The organism is Rhizobium sp. 01T437, from assembly GCF_056398505.1.
Map to the genome: position 1 here is coordinate 49,878 of NZ_JBFTPM010000019.1, position 16,891 is coordinate 66,768.

16 protein-coding genes are annotated in these 16,891 nt (G+C 60.6%); 8 read left to right on the forward strand and 8 right to left on the reverse strand.

The window, feature by feature from the left end; genetic code table 11:
* Nucleotides 1–146: 146 nt before the first annotated feature.
* Complete coding sequence (locus tag AC1DM5_RS28715; protein ID WP_477819632.1) at nucleotides 147–1,193, forward strand: substrate-binding domain-containing protein; 1,047 nt, start codon at nucleotides 147–149, stop codon at nucleotides 1,191–1,193.
* 77 nt (nucleotides 1,194–1,270) lie between these two features.
* The gene (locus AC1DM5_RS28720) at nucleotides 1,271–2,479 is read left to right on the forward strand and encodes an acyl-CoA dehydrogenase family protein (RefSeq protein ID WP_477819633.1); all 1,209 of its coding nucleotides are present in this window, start codon (nucleotides 1,271–1,273) and stop codon (nucleotides 2,477–2,479) included.
* Nucleotides 2,480–2,550: 71 nt separating this feature from the next.
* Here the strand turns inward: AC1DM5_RS28720 and AC1DM5_RS28725 are convergent, their stop codons facing one another.
* Nucleotides 2,551–3,768 (reverse strand): SfnB family sulfur acquisition oxidoreductase, encoded by a 1,218-nt coding sequence (locus AC1DM5_RS28725; protein ID WP_477819634.1) that lies wholly within the window; start codon nucleotides 3,766–3,768, stop codon nucleotides 2,551–2,553.
* 309 nt (nucleotides 3,769–4,077) lie between these two features.
* On the opposite strand from AC1DM5_RS28725, the gene AC1DM5_RS28730 reads away from it, so the two are divergent.
* A complete protein-coding gene (locus AC1DM5_RS28730) occupies nucleotides 4,078–5,406 on the forward strand; it encodes an LLM class flavin-dependent oxidoreductase (RefSeq protein ID WP_477819635.1) in 1,329 nt (442 codons plus the stop codon).
* Here AC1DM5_RS28730 and AC1DM5_RS28735 read toward each other — a convergent pair.
* Nucleotides 5,403–6,179: a class I SAM-dependent methyltransferase gene (locus AC1DM5_RS28735; protein ID WP_477976299.1), complete on the reverse strand. Its 777-nt coding sequence runs from the start codon at nucleotides 6,177–6,179 to the stop codon at nucleotides 5,403–5,405. The genes AC1DM5_RS28730 and AC1DM5_RS28735 overlap by 4 nt on opposite strands.
* A gap of 174 nt (nucleotides 6,180–6,353) precedes the next feature.
* Between AC1DM5_RS28735 and AC1DM5_RS28740 the strand changes: the two genes are divergently transcribed.
* Nucleotides 6,354–7,268 carry a LysR family transcriptional regulator gene (locus tag AC1DM5_RS28740; protein WP_477819637.1) on the forward strand — a complete coding sequence of 305 codons (915 nt, stop codon included), beginning with the start codon at nucleotides 6,354–6,356 and terminating at the stop codon, nucleotides 7,266–7,268.
* Here the strand turns inward: AC1DM5_RS28740 and AC1DM5_RS28745 are convergent.
* The 5 genes from AC1DM5_RS28745 to AC1DM5_RS28765 form a co-directional block, all read right to left on the reverse strand.
* Entirely contained in the window at nucleotides 7,258–7,587 is a 330-nt protein-coding gene (locus tag AC1DM5_RS28745) for a DUF6665 family protein (protein ID WP_477819638.1), read from the reverse strand. The genes AC1DM5_RS28740 and AC1DM5_RS28745 overlap by 11 nt on opposite strands.
* 19 nt (nucleotides 7,588–7,606) lie before the next feature.
* Nucleotides 7,607–7,759: a hypothetical protein gene (locus AC1DM5_RS28750; protein ID WP_477976301.1), complete on the reverse strand. Its 153-nt coding sequence runs from the start codon at nucleotides 7,757–7,759 to the stop codon at nucleotides 7,607–7,609.
* 133 nt (nucleotides 7,760–7,892) lie between these two features.
* Nucleotides 7,893–8,534 (reverse strand): ThuA domain-containing protein, encoded by a 642-nt coding sequence (locus AC1DM5_RS28755; RefSeq protein WP_477976303.1) that lies wholly within the window; start codon nucleotides 8,532–8,534, stop codon nucleotides 7,893–7,895.
* 19 nt (nucleotides 8,535–8,553) lie between these two features.
* Nucleotides 8,554–9,657, reverse strand: a complete 1,104-nt coding sequence (locus AC1DM5_RS28760; protein ID WP_477819640.1) for a Gfo/Idh/MocA family protein — start codon at nucleotides 9,655–9,657, stop codon at nucleotides 8,554–8,556.
* 30 nt (nucleotides 9,658–9,687) lie between these two features.
* A complete protein-coding gene (locus tag AC1DM5_RS28765; protein WP_113322991.1) occupies nucleotides 9,688–10,887 on the reverse strand; it encodes an ROK family protein in 1,200 nt (399 codons plus the stop codon).
* Between the two features lie 258 nt (nucleotides 10,888–11,145).
* Between AC1DM5_RS28765 and AC1DM5_RS28770 the strand changes: the two genes are divergently transcribed.
* The 4 genes from AC1DM5_RS28770 to AC1DM5_RS28785 all read left to right on the forward strand — a co-directional run bounded on the left by AC1DM5_RS28770 (nucleotide 11,146) and on the right by AC1DM5_RS28785 (nucleotide 15,410).
* Nucleotides 11,146–12,414, forward strand: a complete 1,269-nt coding sequence (locus tag AC1DM5_RS28770; RefSeq protein ID WP_477976319.1) for an ABC transporter substrate-binding protein — start codon at nucleotides 11,146–11,148, stop codon at nucleotides 12,412–12,414.
* 85 nt (nucleotides 12,415–12,499) lie between these two features.
* Nucleotides 12,500–13,438 carry a carbohydrate ABC transporter permease gene (locus AC1DM5_RS28775; protein WP_162748019.1) on the forward strand — a complete coding sequence of 313 codons (939 nt, stop codon included), beginning with the start codon at nucleotides 12,500–12,502 and terminating at the stop codon, nucleotides 13,436–13,438.
* A 79-nt stretch (nucleotides 13,439–13,517) separates the two neighbouring features.
* Entirely contained in the window at nucleotides 13,518–14,315 is a 798-nt protein-coding gene (locus AC1DM5_RS28780; protein ID WP_477819692.1) for a carbohydrate ABC transporter permease, read from the forward strand.
* Nucleotides 14,316–14,336: 21 nt separating this feature from the next.
* Nucleotides 14,337–15,410 (forward strand): ABC transporter ATP-binding protein, encoded by a 1,074-nt coding sequence (locus tag AC1DM5_RS28785; RefSeq protein WP_477819641.1) that lies wholly within the window; start codon nucleotides 14,337–14,339, stop codon nucleotides 15,408–15,410.
* Nucleotides 15,411–15,512: 102 nt separating this feature from the next.
* Here the strand turns inward: AC1DM5_RS28785 and AC1DM5_RS28790 are convergent, their stop codons facing one another.
* Nucleotides 15,513–16,847, reverse strand: a complete 1,335-nt coding sequence (locus AC1DM5_RS28790) for a dicarboxylate/amino acid:cation symporter (protein WP_477976305.1) — start codon at nucleotides 16,845–16,847, stop codon at nucleotides 15,513–15,515.
* Nucleotides 16,848–16,891: the final 44 nt, after the last annotated feature.

Sequence of the window (16,891 nt, forward strand, 5' to 3'; positions counted from 1 at the left end):
ATGGGAACAAAGAATCTCCTGAACCGGCAAAAATCGGATCATTAAATCTACTAAAAACATAGAGTTTATATCTAATAATTTCATGCGTCGCAGGGAGCTGCCAACCTGTCAGACGACGCTCCCGATTGACCGGAAGGACCGCGACGATGAAATCCCTCGCACGGCTGGCGCTCTCTGCAGCCGCAATTTCTTTTTCTCTCTATCAGACCTCGTTTGCCGCTGGTCTCAACGGTGCACCGGCCCCCTTCGACAAGGGCGGCGTCAAGGTGGCGCTGATCAGCTACATCTCGGCGGGTGACTTCTTCCAGGCCTATCAGGCTGGTGCGGAGGCCCAGGCCAAAGCGCTCGATATCGACCTGCGTGTGTTCCCCGGTCGGCAGGACGCCGCCGAACAGCGTGAGCAGATCCTGCAGGCGATCAATCTTGGCGTGGCCGGCATCGTCGTCGATCACGGCCTGCCGGAATCGCTCGGCGATGTCGTCCAGCAGGCGCTGGACAAGGGCATCAAGGTCGTCGCCTTCGACGTCAATCTCAACAATCCCAAGGTACCGCAGGTGGAACAGAGCGACCATGAACTCGCTCAGCTCGGGCTTGAACAGGTCGTCAAGGACAACGGCAAGAGCTTCAGGGCCGGTTATGTCTATGTCGCCGGTTTCGCGCCGCTCGACCGCCGCAACGAGGTCTGGGAGAAGTTCAAGTCCGAGAATTCCGGCGTCGTTGAAAAGGCCCGCGTCGGTAACGTCAGCGACACGACCGCGATCTCGACGGCTGATCAGGCCAAGGCCGCGCTGACCGCCAATCCCGATATCAGTGTCGTCTTCGCCCCCTATGACGAGTTTGCCCGCGGCGTGAAGCTTGCCGCCAACGATCTCGGCATCGCAAGCAAGCTGAAGATCTATTCGGCCGATGTCTCGACCGCTGACATTCAGGAAATCACCGAAGAGGGCAGCCCTTGGGTTGCGACCGTCGCCACCAATCCGGCTGTCGTTGGTGCGGTCTCCGTCCGCGCCGCGGCTCTGCAAATTGCCGGGCAGGACGTTCCCCATCAAATCACAGTCAAGCCGACGCTGCTCACGCAGGAAAGCCTGCGCGCCGCCGGCGTCAAGACGATCGAGGATCTGGCGCAGAAAATCCCGGCCTTCAGCACAAGCGACGCGGCAACCGCAAGCTGGATCCCGGACAAGCTTTTCTAAGCTGCCTGCCTCGATCTTCCGGCGGGGGTTGTGCGGCCCCCGCCGGCCCATTTTTTAAGAAATCGGAGTTTCGACCCATGAGCCAGTCCAATGTCGTCTTCGCGACCAATCGCAGCACGACGCGAGAGGATCTCTTTGCCCGCGCCGAGGATATCTCGGCGGATCTATCGAGCCGCGCCGCCGAACTCGACCGCGACGGCCGTCCGCCGCTTGCCGAAATCGTCAAGCTGAAAAATGCCGGCCTGCTGAACGCCCTTCATGATCAGAATATCGGCGGCGGCGGCCTTGATTGGGTGGATGGCTTGCGGCTGGTGCGTATCCTTGCGCGTGGCGAAAGTTCCATCGGCCAGCTGCTTGGCTATCACTTCGTCAACAGCCAGTACATTTATTGGGCGCTTGAAGAAGCCCGTGCGCATGCGCTGGGTACCGAAACCGTGGCGAAAAACCTCTATTGGGGTGCTGCCGTCAATCCGCGCGATCCGGGCCTCGTGCTCACCCGTCGCGGTAACGGTTATGTGCTGAACGGGCGTAAGTCCTTCTCCACCGCCGCTCATGTCTCCGATTACATCAATGCCAACGCGACACTCGACGACAAGATCGTCGGCTTCGCGGTGCCGACCAATCGGCCGGGCTATCAGGCCAATGACGACTGGGACAATTTCGGCCAGCGGCTCTCCGACAGCGGCAGCGTAGAGTTTCACGATTTCCCTGTTTACGAGGAGGATTTCGTCGGTGCCCCGGCTGCTCCCGATGCCGCCCCGCCGGTGCTTTCCACCTTCAATACGCCGCTCATCCAGCTCGTCTTCGTCAACTTCTATCTCGGCAGCGCAGAAGGCGCGCTCCAGGCTGCCGTCGACTACGTGCGCACGACGACGCGCCCGTGGATCACCTCGGGCGTCGAGCGCGCTGCAGATGATCCCTATATCCTGGAGCGGGTCGGAGAGTTCACCGCCGCACTGAAAGCCTCTGCTGCCCTGGCCGATACGGCAGCCGCCGCCGTTCAGGCAGGTCTTGCCAAGGGCCATGCTGTCACGGCCCGCGAGCGCGGCGAGGCGGCTGCGGAAGCCTACGCCGCCAAGGTGCATGCAAGCCATGTCTCGCTGGATATCACCTCGCGTGTCTTCGAGCTGACCGGCGCGCGCTCGACGGCGGAGAAATATCGCTTTGATCGTTTCTGGCGCAATGTGCGCACCCACACGCTGCACGATCCGGTCTTCTACAAGGCCAAGGAAGTCGGCGAATTCGTGCTGAACGACAAAATCCCTGAAGTGAGCCTTTACAGCTGAACTCAGGAACATAAGCAAAAAAGAACCCCATTTCCGGTGACGGAAGTGGGGTTTTTAGTTGAGGAGAGGGTTCAGAGCGCGCCGTTCTTCGGTGGGATCACGCCGTTCAGGTGGTAATTGCCGACGACGTGGTACTTCCAGCGTACGGGATCGTGCAGCGTGTGGGTGCGTGCGTTGCGCCAGTGCCGGTCGAGATTGAGGTCGCTCTTGACGGCAGAGGTTCCGGCAAGCTCGAAGAGCGTGTTGGTGGCCTCGATGGCGACCTCGGTCGTCAGCACCTTGGCGGCCGCGACCGCAAGCGAGGCTTCGACGACGGTCTTTTCCGTCGTCTCGATCTGCGCCGCATCGACCTTGCGGCCGGCGCGTTCGAGGAGTGCTGCCGCAGCTTCCAGCCGAATGGCGATCTGCCCGATCTTCGAGATCGTCAGCGGATCCTCGGCGGCGCGCTCCACACCGCTATCCATCCAGGGGCGTGACTTGGTGCGTACGAATTCGAGCATCTCGGCGAAAGCGGCGCGCGCGATGCCGAGATCGATGCCGGCATGGACGATCTGGCCGACCGAGCCGATCGTCGTTGGGCGCTCGAAACCCTTGTGATGCAGGACGACGGAATCGGCATGGACGTAGACATTGTTGAGGATCGTCGTGCCGCTGCCGGTCGTGCGCTGGCCAAAGCCGTCCCAGTCGTCGACGATCTCGACACCCTCGGTGCCCTTTGGCACGAAAGCCATGACAAGCCGGTCTTCCTCATCCAGCGCGAAGACCGTGACCCAATCGGCAAACAGCACGCCGGTCGAGTAATATTTCTGGCCGTTGATGCGGTAGCCGGGACCGTCCCTGACGATGCGGGTATTGTAGTGGCCGACCGTCTTCGTGCCGCGCTCCGAAAGCGCATTGCCGAAACGATCGCCGGCAAGCGCCCGGCCGAAGAAATACCGCTTCTGCTCCTCGCTGCCATCGGTGCGCAGAGCTTCCAGAATGTAGAAATGGTTCTGCGGGATCTGGCCGATCGAGCCATCGGCTTCTGCCAGAATCGCGGTCACTTCGGCCAGCACGGCATTCGAAACATCAAGCCCGCCATATTGCGCGGGAACGGCAATCGCCAGCAGGCCGGATTGCGCCACCGCGTCGAGTTCGGCGAAAGGCAACCGGCGCTCCGCGTCTCGTGCGGCGGCCGTGGAGGCAAATTGAGCGGCAAGCCTGCGGGCCGCCTCAAGTGCCTCCTCGTCGCTGGCAATGCGGGCGGCCACGGGCCGGATCTGGTCTTGCTGCCTAAGCACGGTCGTCATCGATTTCTCCAGTTCTGACCGTGATATGGGTGAAAGAAATCGGAGCGGCAGGTAAGATTATAAATTCTATAGATGTGATAGAAAATGGAAATCGCTTGCTTATCCAGGGCGCAGGCGGACGGCTAACGTTTGTCTCCATCCATCTCACTTGGAATTGACCGTTTGCCGTCGAAATCGCTGCGGGAAAAAGGCGAGCCAATCTCGAATAACGGCTTGCGAACCCCTACGTAACCGCAAGCATACGTCATTCCGGCATCAGCGTTCAGCAGAGGGCAGGCGGCCGCTTCGCCCCGATCCATGAGGAAAAACATGACCCGTTCACGGCAGTTGCGCCTCGGCGCCTTCATGCGCCCCGTCAGCCTGCATACCGGCGCATGGCGCTATCCCGGGTCCTATCCGGATGCCAATTTCAACTTCGCCCACATCAAGTCCTTCGCGCAGAAGCTGGAAGCCGCGAAGTTCGACGCCTTCTTCATGGCCGATCATCTGGCCGTGCTCAACATGCCGGTGGAGGCGCTGAAGCGCAGCCACACCGTCACCTCCTTCGAGCCTTTCACGCTGCTCTCGGCTCTGGCCGCCGTCACCGAGAAGATCGGGCTCGCCGCAACGGCCTCGACGACCTTCGACGAGCCCTATCACGTTGCCCGCCGCTTCGCCTCGTTGGATCACATCAGTAATGGCCGCGCGGCCTGGAATATCGTCACCACATCCAACCCCGATGCCGCGCTCAATTTCGGCCTCGACGAGCACGTGGAACATGGCGAGCGCTACAAGCGGGCACGCGAGTTCTACGATGTCGTCACCGGCCTCTGGGACAGCTTTGCCGACGACGCCTTCATCCGCGATCGCGAAAGCGGCATTTATTTCGATCCCGAAAAAATGCATGTGCTGAACCACAAGGGCGAGGAACTGAGCGTGCGCGGGCCGTTGAATATCGCCCGGCCGGTTCAGGGCTGGCCCGTCATCGTGCAGGCCGGCCAGTCGGATCCCGGCCGCCAGCTTGCGGCCGAAACTGCCGAAGTGGTCTTCTGTTCGCCGCGTGATCTCGATGGCGGCAAGGCGCTCTATGCCGATATCAAGGGACGGATGCAGGCGATTGGCCGCAACCGAGACCATCTGAAGCTTCTGCCTGCTGCCTTCGTCGTCATCGGCGACAGTATGGAGGAGGCGCGTGCCAAACGTCTCGCTCTCGACAGCCTCGTTCACTACGATAGCGCCATCGCCTCGCTGTCGATCGCGCTTGGCCATGATGCCTCGGGTTTCGACCCGGATGCGCCGTTGCCCAAGGATATTCCCGATACCAATGCCAGCAAGACAGGCCGTGCTCAGGTCATCAAACTGGCGCAGGAGGAAAACCTCACCGTCCGCCAGCTCGCACAGCGCTACGGCGGCTATTCCGGCCTTGCCTTCGTCGGCACGCCTGAAAGCATTGCCGACGAAATGGAGCGTTGGCTGGACGAAGAGGGCTCTGACGGCTTCAATGTCGTCTTCCCTTACCTGCCGCAGGGGCTTGATGACGTTACCACGCGCCTGGTGCCTGAACTGCAGCGCCGTGGCTTGTTCCGTAAGGAATACGAAGGCACGACGCTGCGCGACCATCTCGGCCTGCCGCGACCGGAGAACCGCTTCTTTAGCTAGGGGCGGGCAACGATCAGGCGCAGCGAGCCTTCGAAGAAGGGTTGCGTGCGCAGATGCCCATAGCGCGCATCCCACGTGCCATCCCGGAGATCGCGGCCGAGTTCGGCCACGAAACGTTCGCCAATCGATGGATCGACGAAGCTCCAGGCCGAATTTGCCAACCGGGCGCCGGGATCGAGCATAAGCTCCGGCCGACCGTAATAGGCCTCGCCGAAACCGTCGATGCAGGCAAGCGGGATCGGCACGGGCAATATCTCGATTGTGCCGCCCAGATGATCGGCGATGGTCTCCATGGCCGGATAGCGGCTTGCCTCGACGGCGATCATCTCCGGCGCATAGTTGAACAGCCACGAGCGTTCCAGCTCATTGGGATCGCAGCTCAGGACCAGCACCGGGCCGCGCGAAACGCGGCGCATTTCCGCGAGGCCAGCCTTGAGATCCGACCATTGATGCACGGTGAAGGTCGCCATGCTCGCATCGAGGGATTGGTCCGCGAAGGGGAGTTTCTCTGCCGTCGCATCGATCGCCTCCGGCAGATGCGACGGGCGCTGCGCCCGCATGGAGGCAGAAGGTTCGACCGGGGTCACCTTCCGGTCGACCGGCTCGTAGGAGCCGGCGCCGGCGCCGACATTCAGCACGGTTTCGGCATTGCCGAGCGCAGCACGAATGAATTCCGCGATATGCGGGTCGGGCTGGCGATACCTGGTGTAATTCGTGCCGATCACGCCGTAATTGGCATCGCCCGCACTTCCGTCACTGTGTCTGCTGTTCACGATCACTCTCCATAATTGCTTCGAAAGGCAAAGCTTCGCATTTGTCGGAACGCGTTGCGGTCCGGCATCTGTTGTTCCTGAAAAGGCATTCGATAATTCGACGACCGCAAGAAACACCATGGAATGCAGTCTGAAAACCGATATGATCGAACAAATATTGTTCGGAAAACGCACATGGCTCGCCGCATCCCTTCCCTCAATGCGCTCCGCGCTTTCGAGGCCGCCGGTCGTCTCGGTCGCATGACGCTCGCCGCAAGCGAACTGAACGTCACCCATAGCGCCGTCAGCCGCCAGATCCAGCATCTCGAAAATGTGCTCGGCGTTCCCCTCTTTGAAGGCCCGAAGAACCGGCTGCGTCTGACCGAGGCCGGCACGACGCTTCTGTCAGGCCTGAATGCCGCCTTCGACCAGATCGACACGTCCGTCCGCGCGGTGGCCGATACCGAAGATGGTGCGCTCGATGTATCCTGCCCCGGAACCTTCACCATGCGCTGGCTGATCCCAAGGCTCTACCGGTTTCAGGCGGAATATCCCGATATCGATGTGCGCCTAACCGCCTCTTCACGTCCGGTGGATTTTGCCCGCGACAGCTTCGATGTCGCTATCCGCGTTGGAACAGCACCCTGGCCAGCCGGTGCGGATGTCATCCCGCTCTTTCCCGAGCAGACCGGTCCCGTGCTTTCGCCGGTATTGGCGGAAATTGTCGGTGAGCGCTTCACAGGTGCCGCTCGCCTTCATACCCGTAGCCGTCTACGCGCCTGGGGTGACTGGCTTGCTCGCTCGGTCATCGCCGTCGAAGCAGGTGGCCGTGTCGAATACGAGCATTTCTATTTCATGCTGGAGGCGGCCAATGCCGGGCTTGGCGTCTGCGTCGTGCCCTGGCCTTATGTGACGGATGATGTTCGCTTCGGCCGGCTGGTTGCGCCGCATGGATTTCTGGAAAGCGGCCATGAATACGTGGCCTTGCGCCGGGCGAGGCGAAACCGCAAATCCACGCTCTTTTGCGAATGGCTGGAAAAAGAGGCACGCGCATTCGTCCTCTCGCATCCGGCGCCTGCGACACAGAGCCAGACCGCCGCTATTTCCTGACGACGCCGACCCGCGCCAGCACTTCGCCGGGAATGGCGTAACGCTGCACAATATCCTTGTTGTTGCGCAGCCCGCAGATCTCGCGCTGGACGAAGAGCGCCCAAACGGCGTCGGACGCCTCGTTGATCAGCGTTTCGCGCTGCTCGGCACTATGGCGATCGGGATTCCAGGCCTTCAGGGCTGAGAGAGCCGATTCGACTTTGAGACCGTTGCGTCCGAGCGAACTGGCGCGCTCCGACATGAGCTCGTATTCGAGTACATTCACCCCGCCTTCGGCCGAAAAAGACTGCCTGAAGGATTGCGGCGGGCGAACGCTCATCGGACGATCCCTCGCTGGATTATTGCGGCTGCACGCCGGTGACATGGACATAGACCCAGGCCAATGCAAACACGACGATCACCGCGGCGATGATCACGAGCTTGCGGAGCATGGGATTGGGGGCTTTCGGCGGGGGTTTCGGCTTGCGAAACTTGATAACGTTATCGCTCATTGTCTTGCTGTCTGGTTCGTTCTTTCGACAGCAGTAACGCATATCGACGGATTTGGCACCCGTGTCGTGCCCAAATATGCACTTTTCATGTGGGGTTGCCGGCGAGACACCGGCAGCCCCAACGTCGAACCGTTCAGCGCGCTGCCCAATTGGCGCCGCGGCGGAAGATCGTCTTCATCTGCGGCACGTCGAATTCCTTGGCGACATGGCCGAGCGAGGAATAGAAGACGCGACCCTTGCCATATTTCCGCTTCCAGACGACAGGCATCGTCACGCCGTCGATCCAGTAGGCATGTTCGCCGGTGAAGGTCGTCGTCGCCAGCACCTCGTTCGAGGGGTCGACATGCATGTAATATTGCTCGGAATTATAAGGGAAGTCGGTGATCCCCTCCATCAGCGGGTCGTCCGGCCGGGTGATGTTGACGGTGTAGTTGATGATATTGCCAGGATGGGCAACCCATTGGCCGCCGATGATGAACTGGTAGTCGGTCGATTCGCGGAAGCTGTCGCCGGCGCCGCCGTGATAGCCGGCAATCCCGACGCCGCTTTCGATCGCGGCAGCGAGGTTCTTGACCTCTTCCTTCTCGATCTTCGACATGGTGATGACGGGAACGATCAGGCTCAGATCGTGGATCGACGGATCGGCGRAGGCCTCCGTGCTGTGCTCCACATAGACCTTGAAGCCGTCTTCCTCGAGTATGTCCTTGATGATTGCGGCGCATTGTTCCGGTTCGTGGCCTGCCCAGCCGCCCCAGACGATCAGTGCTTCACGCATCGTGTATTCCTCCTGAATGTTACTTGCCGAGCAGTCCGTCGACGAGGGATAGAGAAAGCGGAGCAGGGCGCTCCGTTGTTGTGGTGAGCGTTACCGTGCTGCCGGTGTCGGATGCCTTCTGGAAGGCTTCCATCACCTCGAGCACATGCAGTGCCAGATCGCCGTTTGCGCGATGCGGCCGGTTTGACCGTATGGCATGGGCGAGATCGGCGACGCCAAGCGAGCGGTAGTTGCCGTCGGCATAGGGCAAGGTCACGGGCTGGTCTTCGAACTGACCACCCTTCTTCAGATATTCGACCGGGCCGGCGAAACGGTTCGGATCCGGCACGATCAGCGTGCCCTCGGTGCCGTAGACTTCGAGCGGCACATGCTTGTGGCCGGCCACATCGAAGCTCATGCCGATCTGCACGACGGCGCCATTGGCGAAAGCCATAACGCCGGCAACATGCGTCGGGATATGAACCGGAATACGCTCGCCATTACGCGGCTCGCTGGTGATGATGCGCTCATTGCGCGGCGTGACCGCAAAACCGGCGACCATGGCGACCGGCCCTAGCAGATTGACGAGGTCGGTGATGTAATAGGGACCCATGTCGAGCATCGGGCCGCCGCCGACTTCATAATAGAAGGCCGGATTGGGATGCCAGCGCTCATGGCCCGGGCACATGAAGGTCGCGGTGCCGCCAACCGGAATGCCGATGACACCCTCGTCGATCAGGGCGCGGGCGGTCTGGTGACCGCCGCCGAGGAAGGTGTCAGGGGCAGCGCCAATACGCAGACCCTTGGCTTTGGCGGCATCCGCCAATTTTTTCCCTTCCGCGAAATTAATCCCCAACGGCTTTTCCGAATAGGTATGCTTGCCGGCGTCCAGTGCCTGCAGGCCGACGGCAACATGGGCCTTCGGAATGGTCAGGTTGACGATGATCTCGACCTTCGGATCAACCAGAAGCTCTTCGACAGACCTGGCCTGAAGGTTGAATTCATTGGCTTTTGCATCTGCAAGCTCGCGGTTGAGGTCGGCCAGTCCGCGGATCTCTAGGATCGGGAATGCCGATGTCATCGCTTTCAGATAGGCGCCCGAAATATTGCCGCATCCAATGATGCCGATACCGACTTTTTCCATCATATCCTCCATAAATACTGATTTTGCGCGTCAGAGCGCCGGTCCTGTCGTGCTCCAGGGCGATTCGTAGAGTTCGTAAAGGGCGACGGCGGCCGCGCCCTGAGCCCAGAAATCGTCGGTCGAATCGTCGAAGACAAGTTCGCTGACGCCTTGCAGCGATGGCGGGATAGCCAGCGCATAGGCATCCCGCAGACTGTTGAGGAAGGGTTCACCCAGTGCAAGCGAGGAGCCGACGAGAATAACGCGCGGTGGCGCAAACAGCGTGACGATATTGGCAATCGTCAGCCCCACCGCCTCGCCGGCACGCATGGCCGCGCCGATCAGACGGTCGTCATCGGCCTGGATCAGCGCCTGAACATGGGTCATGCCGCGGCCGAGACGTACCGCTTCGGCAAAGCGGCCATCCGCCTGTTGTTCGCCGAGAATGGCGCTTTCACCGGCCTGGCTGGAAAGACGCACCACGCCCTGCTGACCCATGCCGAGGACGAGATCGCCGAGATTGTGGCTGAGGCCACCGGCGCCGCGGAAAAGCTGGTTGTCGTGCAGCACGCCGAGACCGAGTGTTTGCTCCAGCGAGATCAGCACCATGTCTTCGAGATCGCGGGCCTTGCCGAACCAGTGATGGCCAAGCGTGATGGCATGTGCGTCGCTCTCGATGATGGTCGGCGTCGACAGGCGGGCCGACATTTCCGCAGCAAAATCAATGTTGACTTCGCGGAATATGGGGCTTGAACGGATATGGCCGGTACGGTGCTCGATGACGCCAGGGAGTGCCAGGCAGATGCTGTCGATATCATCGAGCGAGAGGCCGATATCGACGACGCAGCGCCGCACGCCATCCTCGATGAGGTCGGCAATCACGGCAATCGGCTGCCGGTCGATGCGGATCGGCAGGGCGAGCTTGGAGAGCACGTCGCCGCGGAAATTGGTAACCACGAAGATCATGCGGCTGGCGGCAATCTTGGCGCCAACTACGCGGGCGGCATCCGGATTGACCTCCAGCATGACGCGCGGCCTGCCACGCACTGCCTCGTTGCGGATATCACCCTCGTGAATGGGCAAAATGAGCCCGTCGTCRAGAAGCGAAGCGGTAATGGCCGAAACTGTCGTCGTGGACAATTCGGTGCGTTCGCTGATCTGGATGCGAGAGATCGGGCCGTGGCGCCGGATCGTATCCAGCACGTTCAAGCGGTTGATGGCACGCATCAATTCAGGATCGGCAGTCTTCATCGTCTCGTGCGCACCTAAACTGTCATAGGCCTCGCGATTTTTTTCGAGAGGCAAATTAAATTCGCCTTGTTGTAGATCTGATTTTCACAATCGCGCAACAGGAATTTCCATAATTGCATCATTTTTCGCATCTTCTGCCGCTTTTTCAGGCAGGGTATTGACAGAAAGGCAAAGGTTGCGATTATTTAATCCGGATACAGAAATAAAGCGCCTCGGGAGGAGTGCCAAGTGCTGACTACCAAAACTCATCGCATCAACATGCTGTCGGCGATCGCAATCGCTGTTGCCGGTTACTGTGCATCAACGGTAACGGCTGCCGCCGATACGACCATCCGCTGGCTCCACCTGGAGCAGGTTCCGGGCACCCTCGAGGTGTGGAACAAGCTCGCCAAGGACTTCGAAGCGARCCACCCCGGCGTCAAGGTCGAGCTGCAGTTCCTTGAAAACCAGGCCTTCAAGGCCAAGCTTCCGACGCTGCTGCAGTCGAACGAGGCTCCGAGCTTCTTTTACACCTGGGGTGGCGGCGTGCTGAAGGCGCAGGCCGAGACCGGCATGCTGCGGCCGATCGATGCCGCACTTGACGCCGATGGCGGCGCATGGCGCAGCGGCACCAGTGCTGCGACGATCGACGGCATGACCTTCGACGGCAAGGTCTGGGCAGCCCCCTTCAAGACTGGCCTCGTCTCCTTCTTCTACAACAAGGAATTGTTCAAGAAGGCCAATGTCGATGCCAACAAGATCAAGACCTGGGGCGATTTCCTCAGCGCCGTGAAGACGCTGAAGGCCGCAGGCATCGTGCCGATCGCCGGCGGTGGTGGTGATAAGTGGCCGATCCATTTCTATTGGGGTTATCTCGCCATGCGCGAAGCCGGCCATGACGGCTTCGAAAAGGCCAAGGCTGGCGAGGGTGATGGTTTTGCCGGTGAAGCCTTCGTGAAGGCCGGCGAGCATCTCGCCGAACTCGGCAAGCTCGAACCCTTCCAGAACGGCTATCTTGGCGCCACCTGGAACGATGCCCTTGCTGCTTTCGGCGACGGACGCGCGGCCATGCTGCTCGGCTTTGAAAACACCAACGACACCTCGCGAGCGAGCTCGACCAGCGGAAAGGGTCAGCCGGACGACAATATCGGCCGCTTCCCGTTCCCGGTCGTCGAAGGCGCTCCCGGTGTCGCGACCGATTACCTCGGCCGTCTGAACGGTTGGGTCGTCACCAAGAATGCGCCTCCGGAAACCGAAGAGTTCCTGAAGTTCCTTGGCAACCCGGAAAATCAGAAGTTGCTGGCTCAGAAGACGAGCATCATCCCCGTCGCCAAGGGCGCAGCCGATGGCGTTAAGAACGTGCTTCTGAAGGACAGCGCGGTCGCTCTCGATCAGGAAACCTGGCACCAGAACTTCCTCGATCAGGATCTCGGCCCGAATGTCGGCGGTGTCGTCAACGACATGACGATGGACATCGTCTCCGGCTCGACTTCACCGGCCGACGCCGCCCAGCAGATCCAGGACGCCTACTCGCTCGAAGCGAAGTAAAAAATCCGCCGGCGCTCGAACCGAGCGCCGGCTCCTTCTCACTCGCGGCGCAGTCGCGAATTCGCCCGAGGAGTCCCAGAGACCGATGAGTGATACTTTCATGTCAGCAAATGTGGCAGGGACGAGCGCCAAAGTAGCCCCGCGCCGGCACAAGCGTTCGCTGGCCCACAGCAAATGGCCGGTGCTGATCCTTTTTCTGCCGCCGGCATTGATGCTTTTCACGCTGCTCGTCATCGTACCGATGGGCGAAGCCGCATGGTATTCCTTCTATAACTGGAATGGCTACGGCGACCCGACGCAATGGATCGGCTTCCGCAATTACCAGCTCATTTTCCGCAACGGTGCCTTTACTCAGGCGCTCATCAATAACGGCCTGATCGTCCTAATCTCGCTCTGTGTGCAGATCCCGCTGGCGCTATGGCTCGCGACGATGGTCTCCACCAAGATCAAGGGGGCGCTGTTCTTCCGCCTCATCTTCTTCCTGCCCTATGTTCTGGCCGACGTTGCCGCCGGCATGATCTGGCGTTTCGTCTATGACGGCGATTTCGGCCTGGTCGCAGGCATCTCGCATATGATCGGCGTTGAGCCACCCTTCTGGCTCGCCGATCGCAACGTCGCCATGTACGCCATTCTCGGCGTCATCGTCTGGAAGTACTTCGGCTTTCACATGATGCTCTTCATTGCCGGCCTTCAGGCGATCGACAAGAGCGTGCTGGAAGCGGCCGATATCGATGGCGCGACCGGCTGGCAGAAGTTCCGGCACGTAACGCTGCCGCTTCTGGGCTCCACCGTTCGCCTCTCCGTCTTCTTCGGCGTCGTCGGCTCTCTGCAGCTCTTCGACATGATCATGCCGCTGACCGGCGGCGGTCCGTCGAACTCGACGCAGACCATGGTGACCTTCCTTTACAATTTCGGGGTGACCCGCATGCAGGTCGGATTCGGCAGCGCCGTCGGCGTCGTGCTGTTCGTGATCTGCGTCACGCTCGCCTTCAGCTACAAGCGGATATTCATGCGCAATGACTGATATCTCAACCGCACCACCCATCGATGCCACAACGGCAAATAGCGTCGGTCGCAAGGTCCGTACCGGCACGCAGATTTATATGTATGTCTCGCTGCTGATCATCGCCGGCCTTGTCGTCATCCCGCTCATCAGCACCGCGCTTGGCGGCTTCAAGACGCTTTCCGACCTTCGGGGCAATCCCTTCGGTCTGCCGACGGAATGGCAGTGGAGCAACTATATCGACATCATCGTCAGCCATCGCTACTGGCTGCAGATGGGCAATTCATTGCTGATCGCGCTGCTCACCGTCTTCCTGACGCTGACGCTCGGCGCCATGGCGGCCTTCTGTTTTGCCCATATCCGCTTCTTCGGCTCGACCTATCTGGTGAACTATTTCCTGATCGGGCTGATGTTTCCGGCTGCGACCGCGATCCTGCCGCTCTACATCCGCATCCGCGATCTCGGCCTTCTCAACACCTATTGGGGCGTGGTGCTGCCGCAGGTGGCCTTCGGGCTCGGCATGAGTATCATGCTGTTCCGCAATTATTTCCGGAACTTGCCGTCCGAGCTCTTCGACGCGGCTTTCGTCGATGGCTGCGGCTATATGCGCTTCTTTTGGCATATCTCGCTGCCGCTCTCGCGCCCGATAGTCGCGACCGTCGGCATCATTTCCTTCGTAGGTAGCTGGAACAGCTATATCGTGCCGCTGATCATGCTCAATTCGGAGAGTCTCTATCCCTGGCCGCTCGGCATCATGGTCTACAGAGGGGAGTTTGCCACTGACTGGCACCTCATCCTCGCCTTCATCACGCTGACCATCCTGCCGACCATCATCGTCTTTTTCCTCGCCCAGAAGCACATCATCGCCGGCCTGACCGCTGGTGCGGTGAAGTCCTGAGCCCGCATCGGAGACACGCACATGGCGTCTGTCGAACTCAAGAATATTCGCAAGGCCTATGGATCGCTCGATGTGATCCATAATATCTCGCTGTCGATCGAGGATGGGCAGTTCGTTGCCCTCGTCGGCCCGTCCGGCTGCGGCAAGTCCACGCTCCTGCGCATGATCGCTGGTCTCGAGGAAATCAGCGGCGGTGAGGTCATCATCGACAACGCCGTCGTCAACGAACTGACCCCCCGCGAGCGCAACATTGCCATGGTCTTCCAGTCCTATGCACTCTATCCGCATATGACTGTCGCCGAGAACATGGGTTTCAATCTGAAACTATCAGGTCTTCCCAAGCCGCAGATCGAGCAGCGTGTGGCTGAGGCCGCCCGCATGCTGGATCTGACGAAGCTCATGGAGCGTAAGCCCGCGCAGCTTTCGGGCGGCCAGCGCCAGCGCGTCGCCATGGGTCGCGCCATCGTGCGCAACCCGGCCGTCTTCCTGTTCGACGAGCCGCTATCGAACCTCGATGCCAAGCTGCGTGTGCAGATGCGCTCGGAAATCAAGACGTTGCATCAGAAGGTCAAGACGACGTCCATCTACGTCACGCATGACCAGATCGAGGCCATGACGCTCGCCGACCGCATCGTTGTCCTGAACCAGGGCAATATCGAGCAGGAGGGCACGCCGCTCGAACTTTACAAGAAGCCGGCCAATCTCTTCGTCGCAGCCTTTATCGGCTCTCCGGCGATGAACCTCATCGAAGGTATTGTCGAAGGCGAGGGTGGCGCGCCTGCAGCCCGTCTTTCAGATGGAACCGCAATCCGCATTGCGCCGGACCGCAAGGTCCGTCCCGGCCAGGCGGTGACAGTCGGCCTGCGTCCCGAGCATCTGACGCCGGGCGGCAGGGATGGAAATGCGCTTGCCGGACAGACCCTTCTTGTCGAGCCGACCGGCGCTCAGACTCATGTCGTCTTCGATCTCGCTGGTCAGCCGGTCACGGCCGTGGTGGATGGGGACTATGCCGCCCGCTACGGCGCCCGTTTCGAGGCCAATATCGCCAGCGATCAGGTCCATATTTTCGACCGCGGCACGGGGCTGGCGCTTTAAATCTGAGAGATCGCTGACGATTCGGACGTGTGCCGGCTCGTCGACATCAAATGAAATCCGCCGCCAATCGTATGACTGGCGGCGGATTTGTTTTGTCAGTGTTTATTCGGCGGGCTGCGCCACTGGAACAAGCACGTCGCTGTCTTCGCGCAAATCGCCGGCCATTGCGGCGGCAAAGCGGGTCTGGTCGAGTTCGTTTTCCCAACGGGCGACGACGATAGTCGCGACGGCATTGCCGACAAGGTTCGTCAATGCCCGGCATTCCGACATGAAGCGGTCGATGCCGAGGATGAGCGCCATGCCGGCGATCGGAACGGAGGGGACGACTGAGAGTGTGGCGGCAAGCGTGATGAAGCCGGCGCCGGTAATGCCGGCGGCACCCTTGGAGCTCAACATCGCCACCAGAAGCAGCAGGATCTGGTCGCCGAAGCTCAGATGCGTATCCGTCGCCTGAGCGATGAAGAGTGCAGCCAGCGTCATATAGATGTTGGTGCCGTCGAGATTGAACGAATAGCCGGTCGGAATGACGAGGCCGACGACCGAGCGCTTGCAGCCGGCGCGTTCCATCTTGTTCATCAGGCCAGGCAGGGCGGCTTCCGAGGACGAAGTCCCGAGCACCAGCAGCAGTTCTTCCTTGATATAGCGGAGCAGCGCCAGGATGGAAAAGCCGTTGTAGCGGGCGACTGCGCCGAGCACGATCAGCACGAAGAGCAGCGACGTCAGATAGAAGGTGCCGATCAGGAAGGTGAGGTTGGCGATCGCGCCGATACCATATTTGCCGATGGTGAAGGCCATGGCGCCGAAGGCGCCGATCGGGGCGAATTTCATCAGGATTGCGACGAGGCGGAAGACCGGAGCGGTCAGAACCTGGAAGAAATCCAGCACGGGCTTGCCACGCTCGCCGACGGAGCCGAGGGCAATGCCGAAGACGACCGAGAAGAACAGCACCTGCAGGATGTCGCCTTTGGCAAAGGCGCCGACGATCGTGTCCGGGATGATGTTCATCAGGAAGCCGACGATCGTCGCATCATGGGCCTGGGCGGCATAATTGGTGACCGCCTTCGTATCGAGCGTCGCCGGATCGATATGCATGCCGGCGCCTGGCTGCAGCACGTTGGAAACGACAAGGCCAACGACAAGCGCCAGCGTCGAGAAGACGAGGAAGTAGCCGAGCGCCTTGCCGACCACGCGGCCGAACTTCTTGAGATCGGCCATGCCGGCTATGCCGGTCGTGACAGTCAGGAAGATGACGGGCGCGATCACCATGCGCACGAGCTTGATGAAAGCGTCCCCGAGCGGCTGCAGCGAAGCGCCGAGAGCAGGGTAGAAGTGGCCGAGCAGAATGCCGGCGGCGATGGCGGCGAGAACCTGCACGTAGAGGTGCCGGTAAAAGGGAGTTTTGCCGCGCTCTGTAGCGGCGTTCATTGCGATATCCATGGTGTCCTCCACTATGCCGGACGCCAATAGGGCGACGGCCAAGT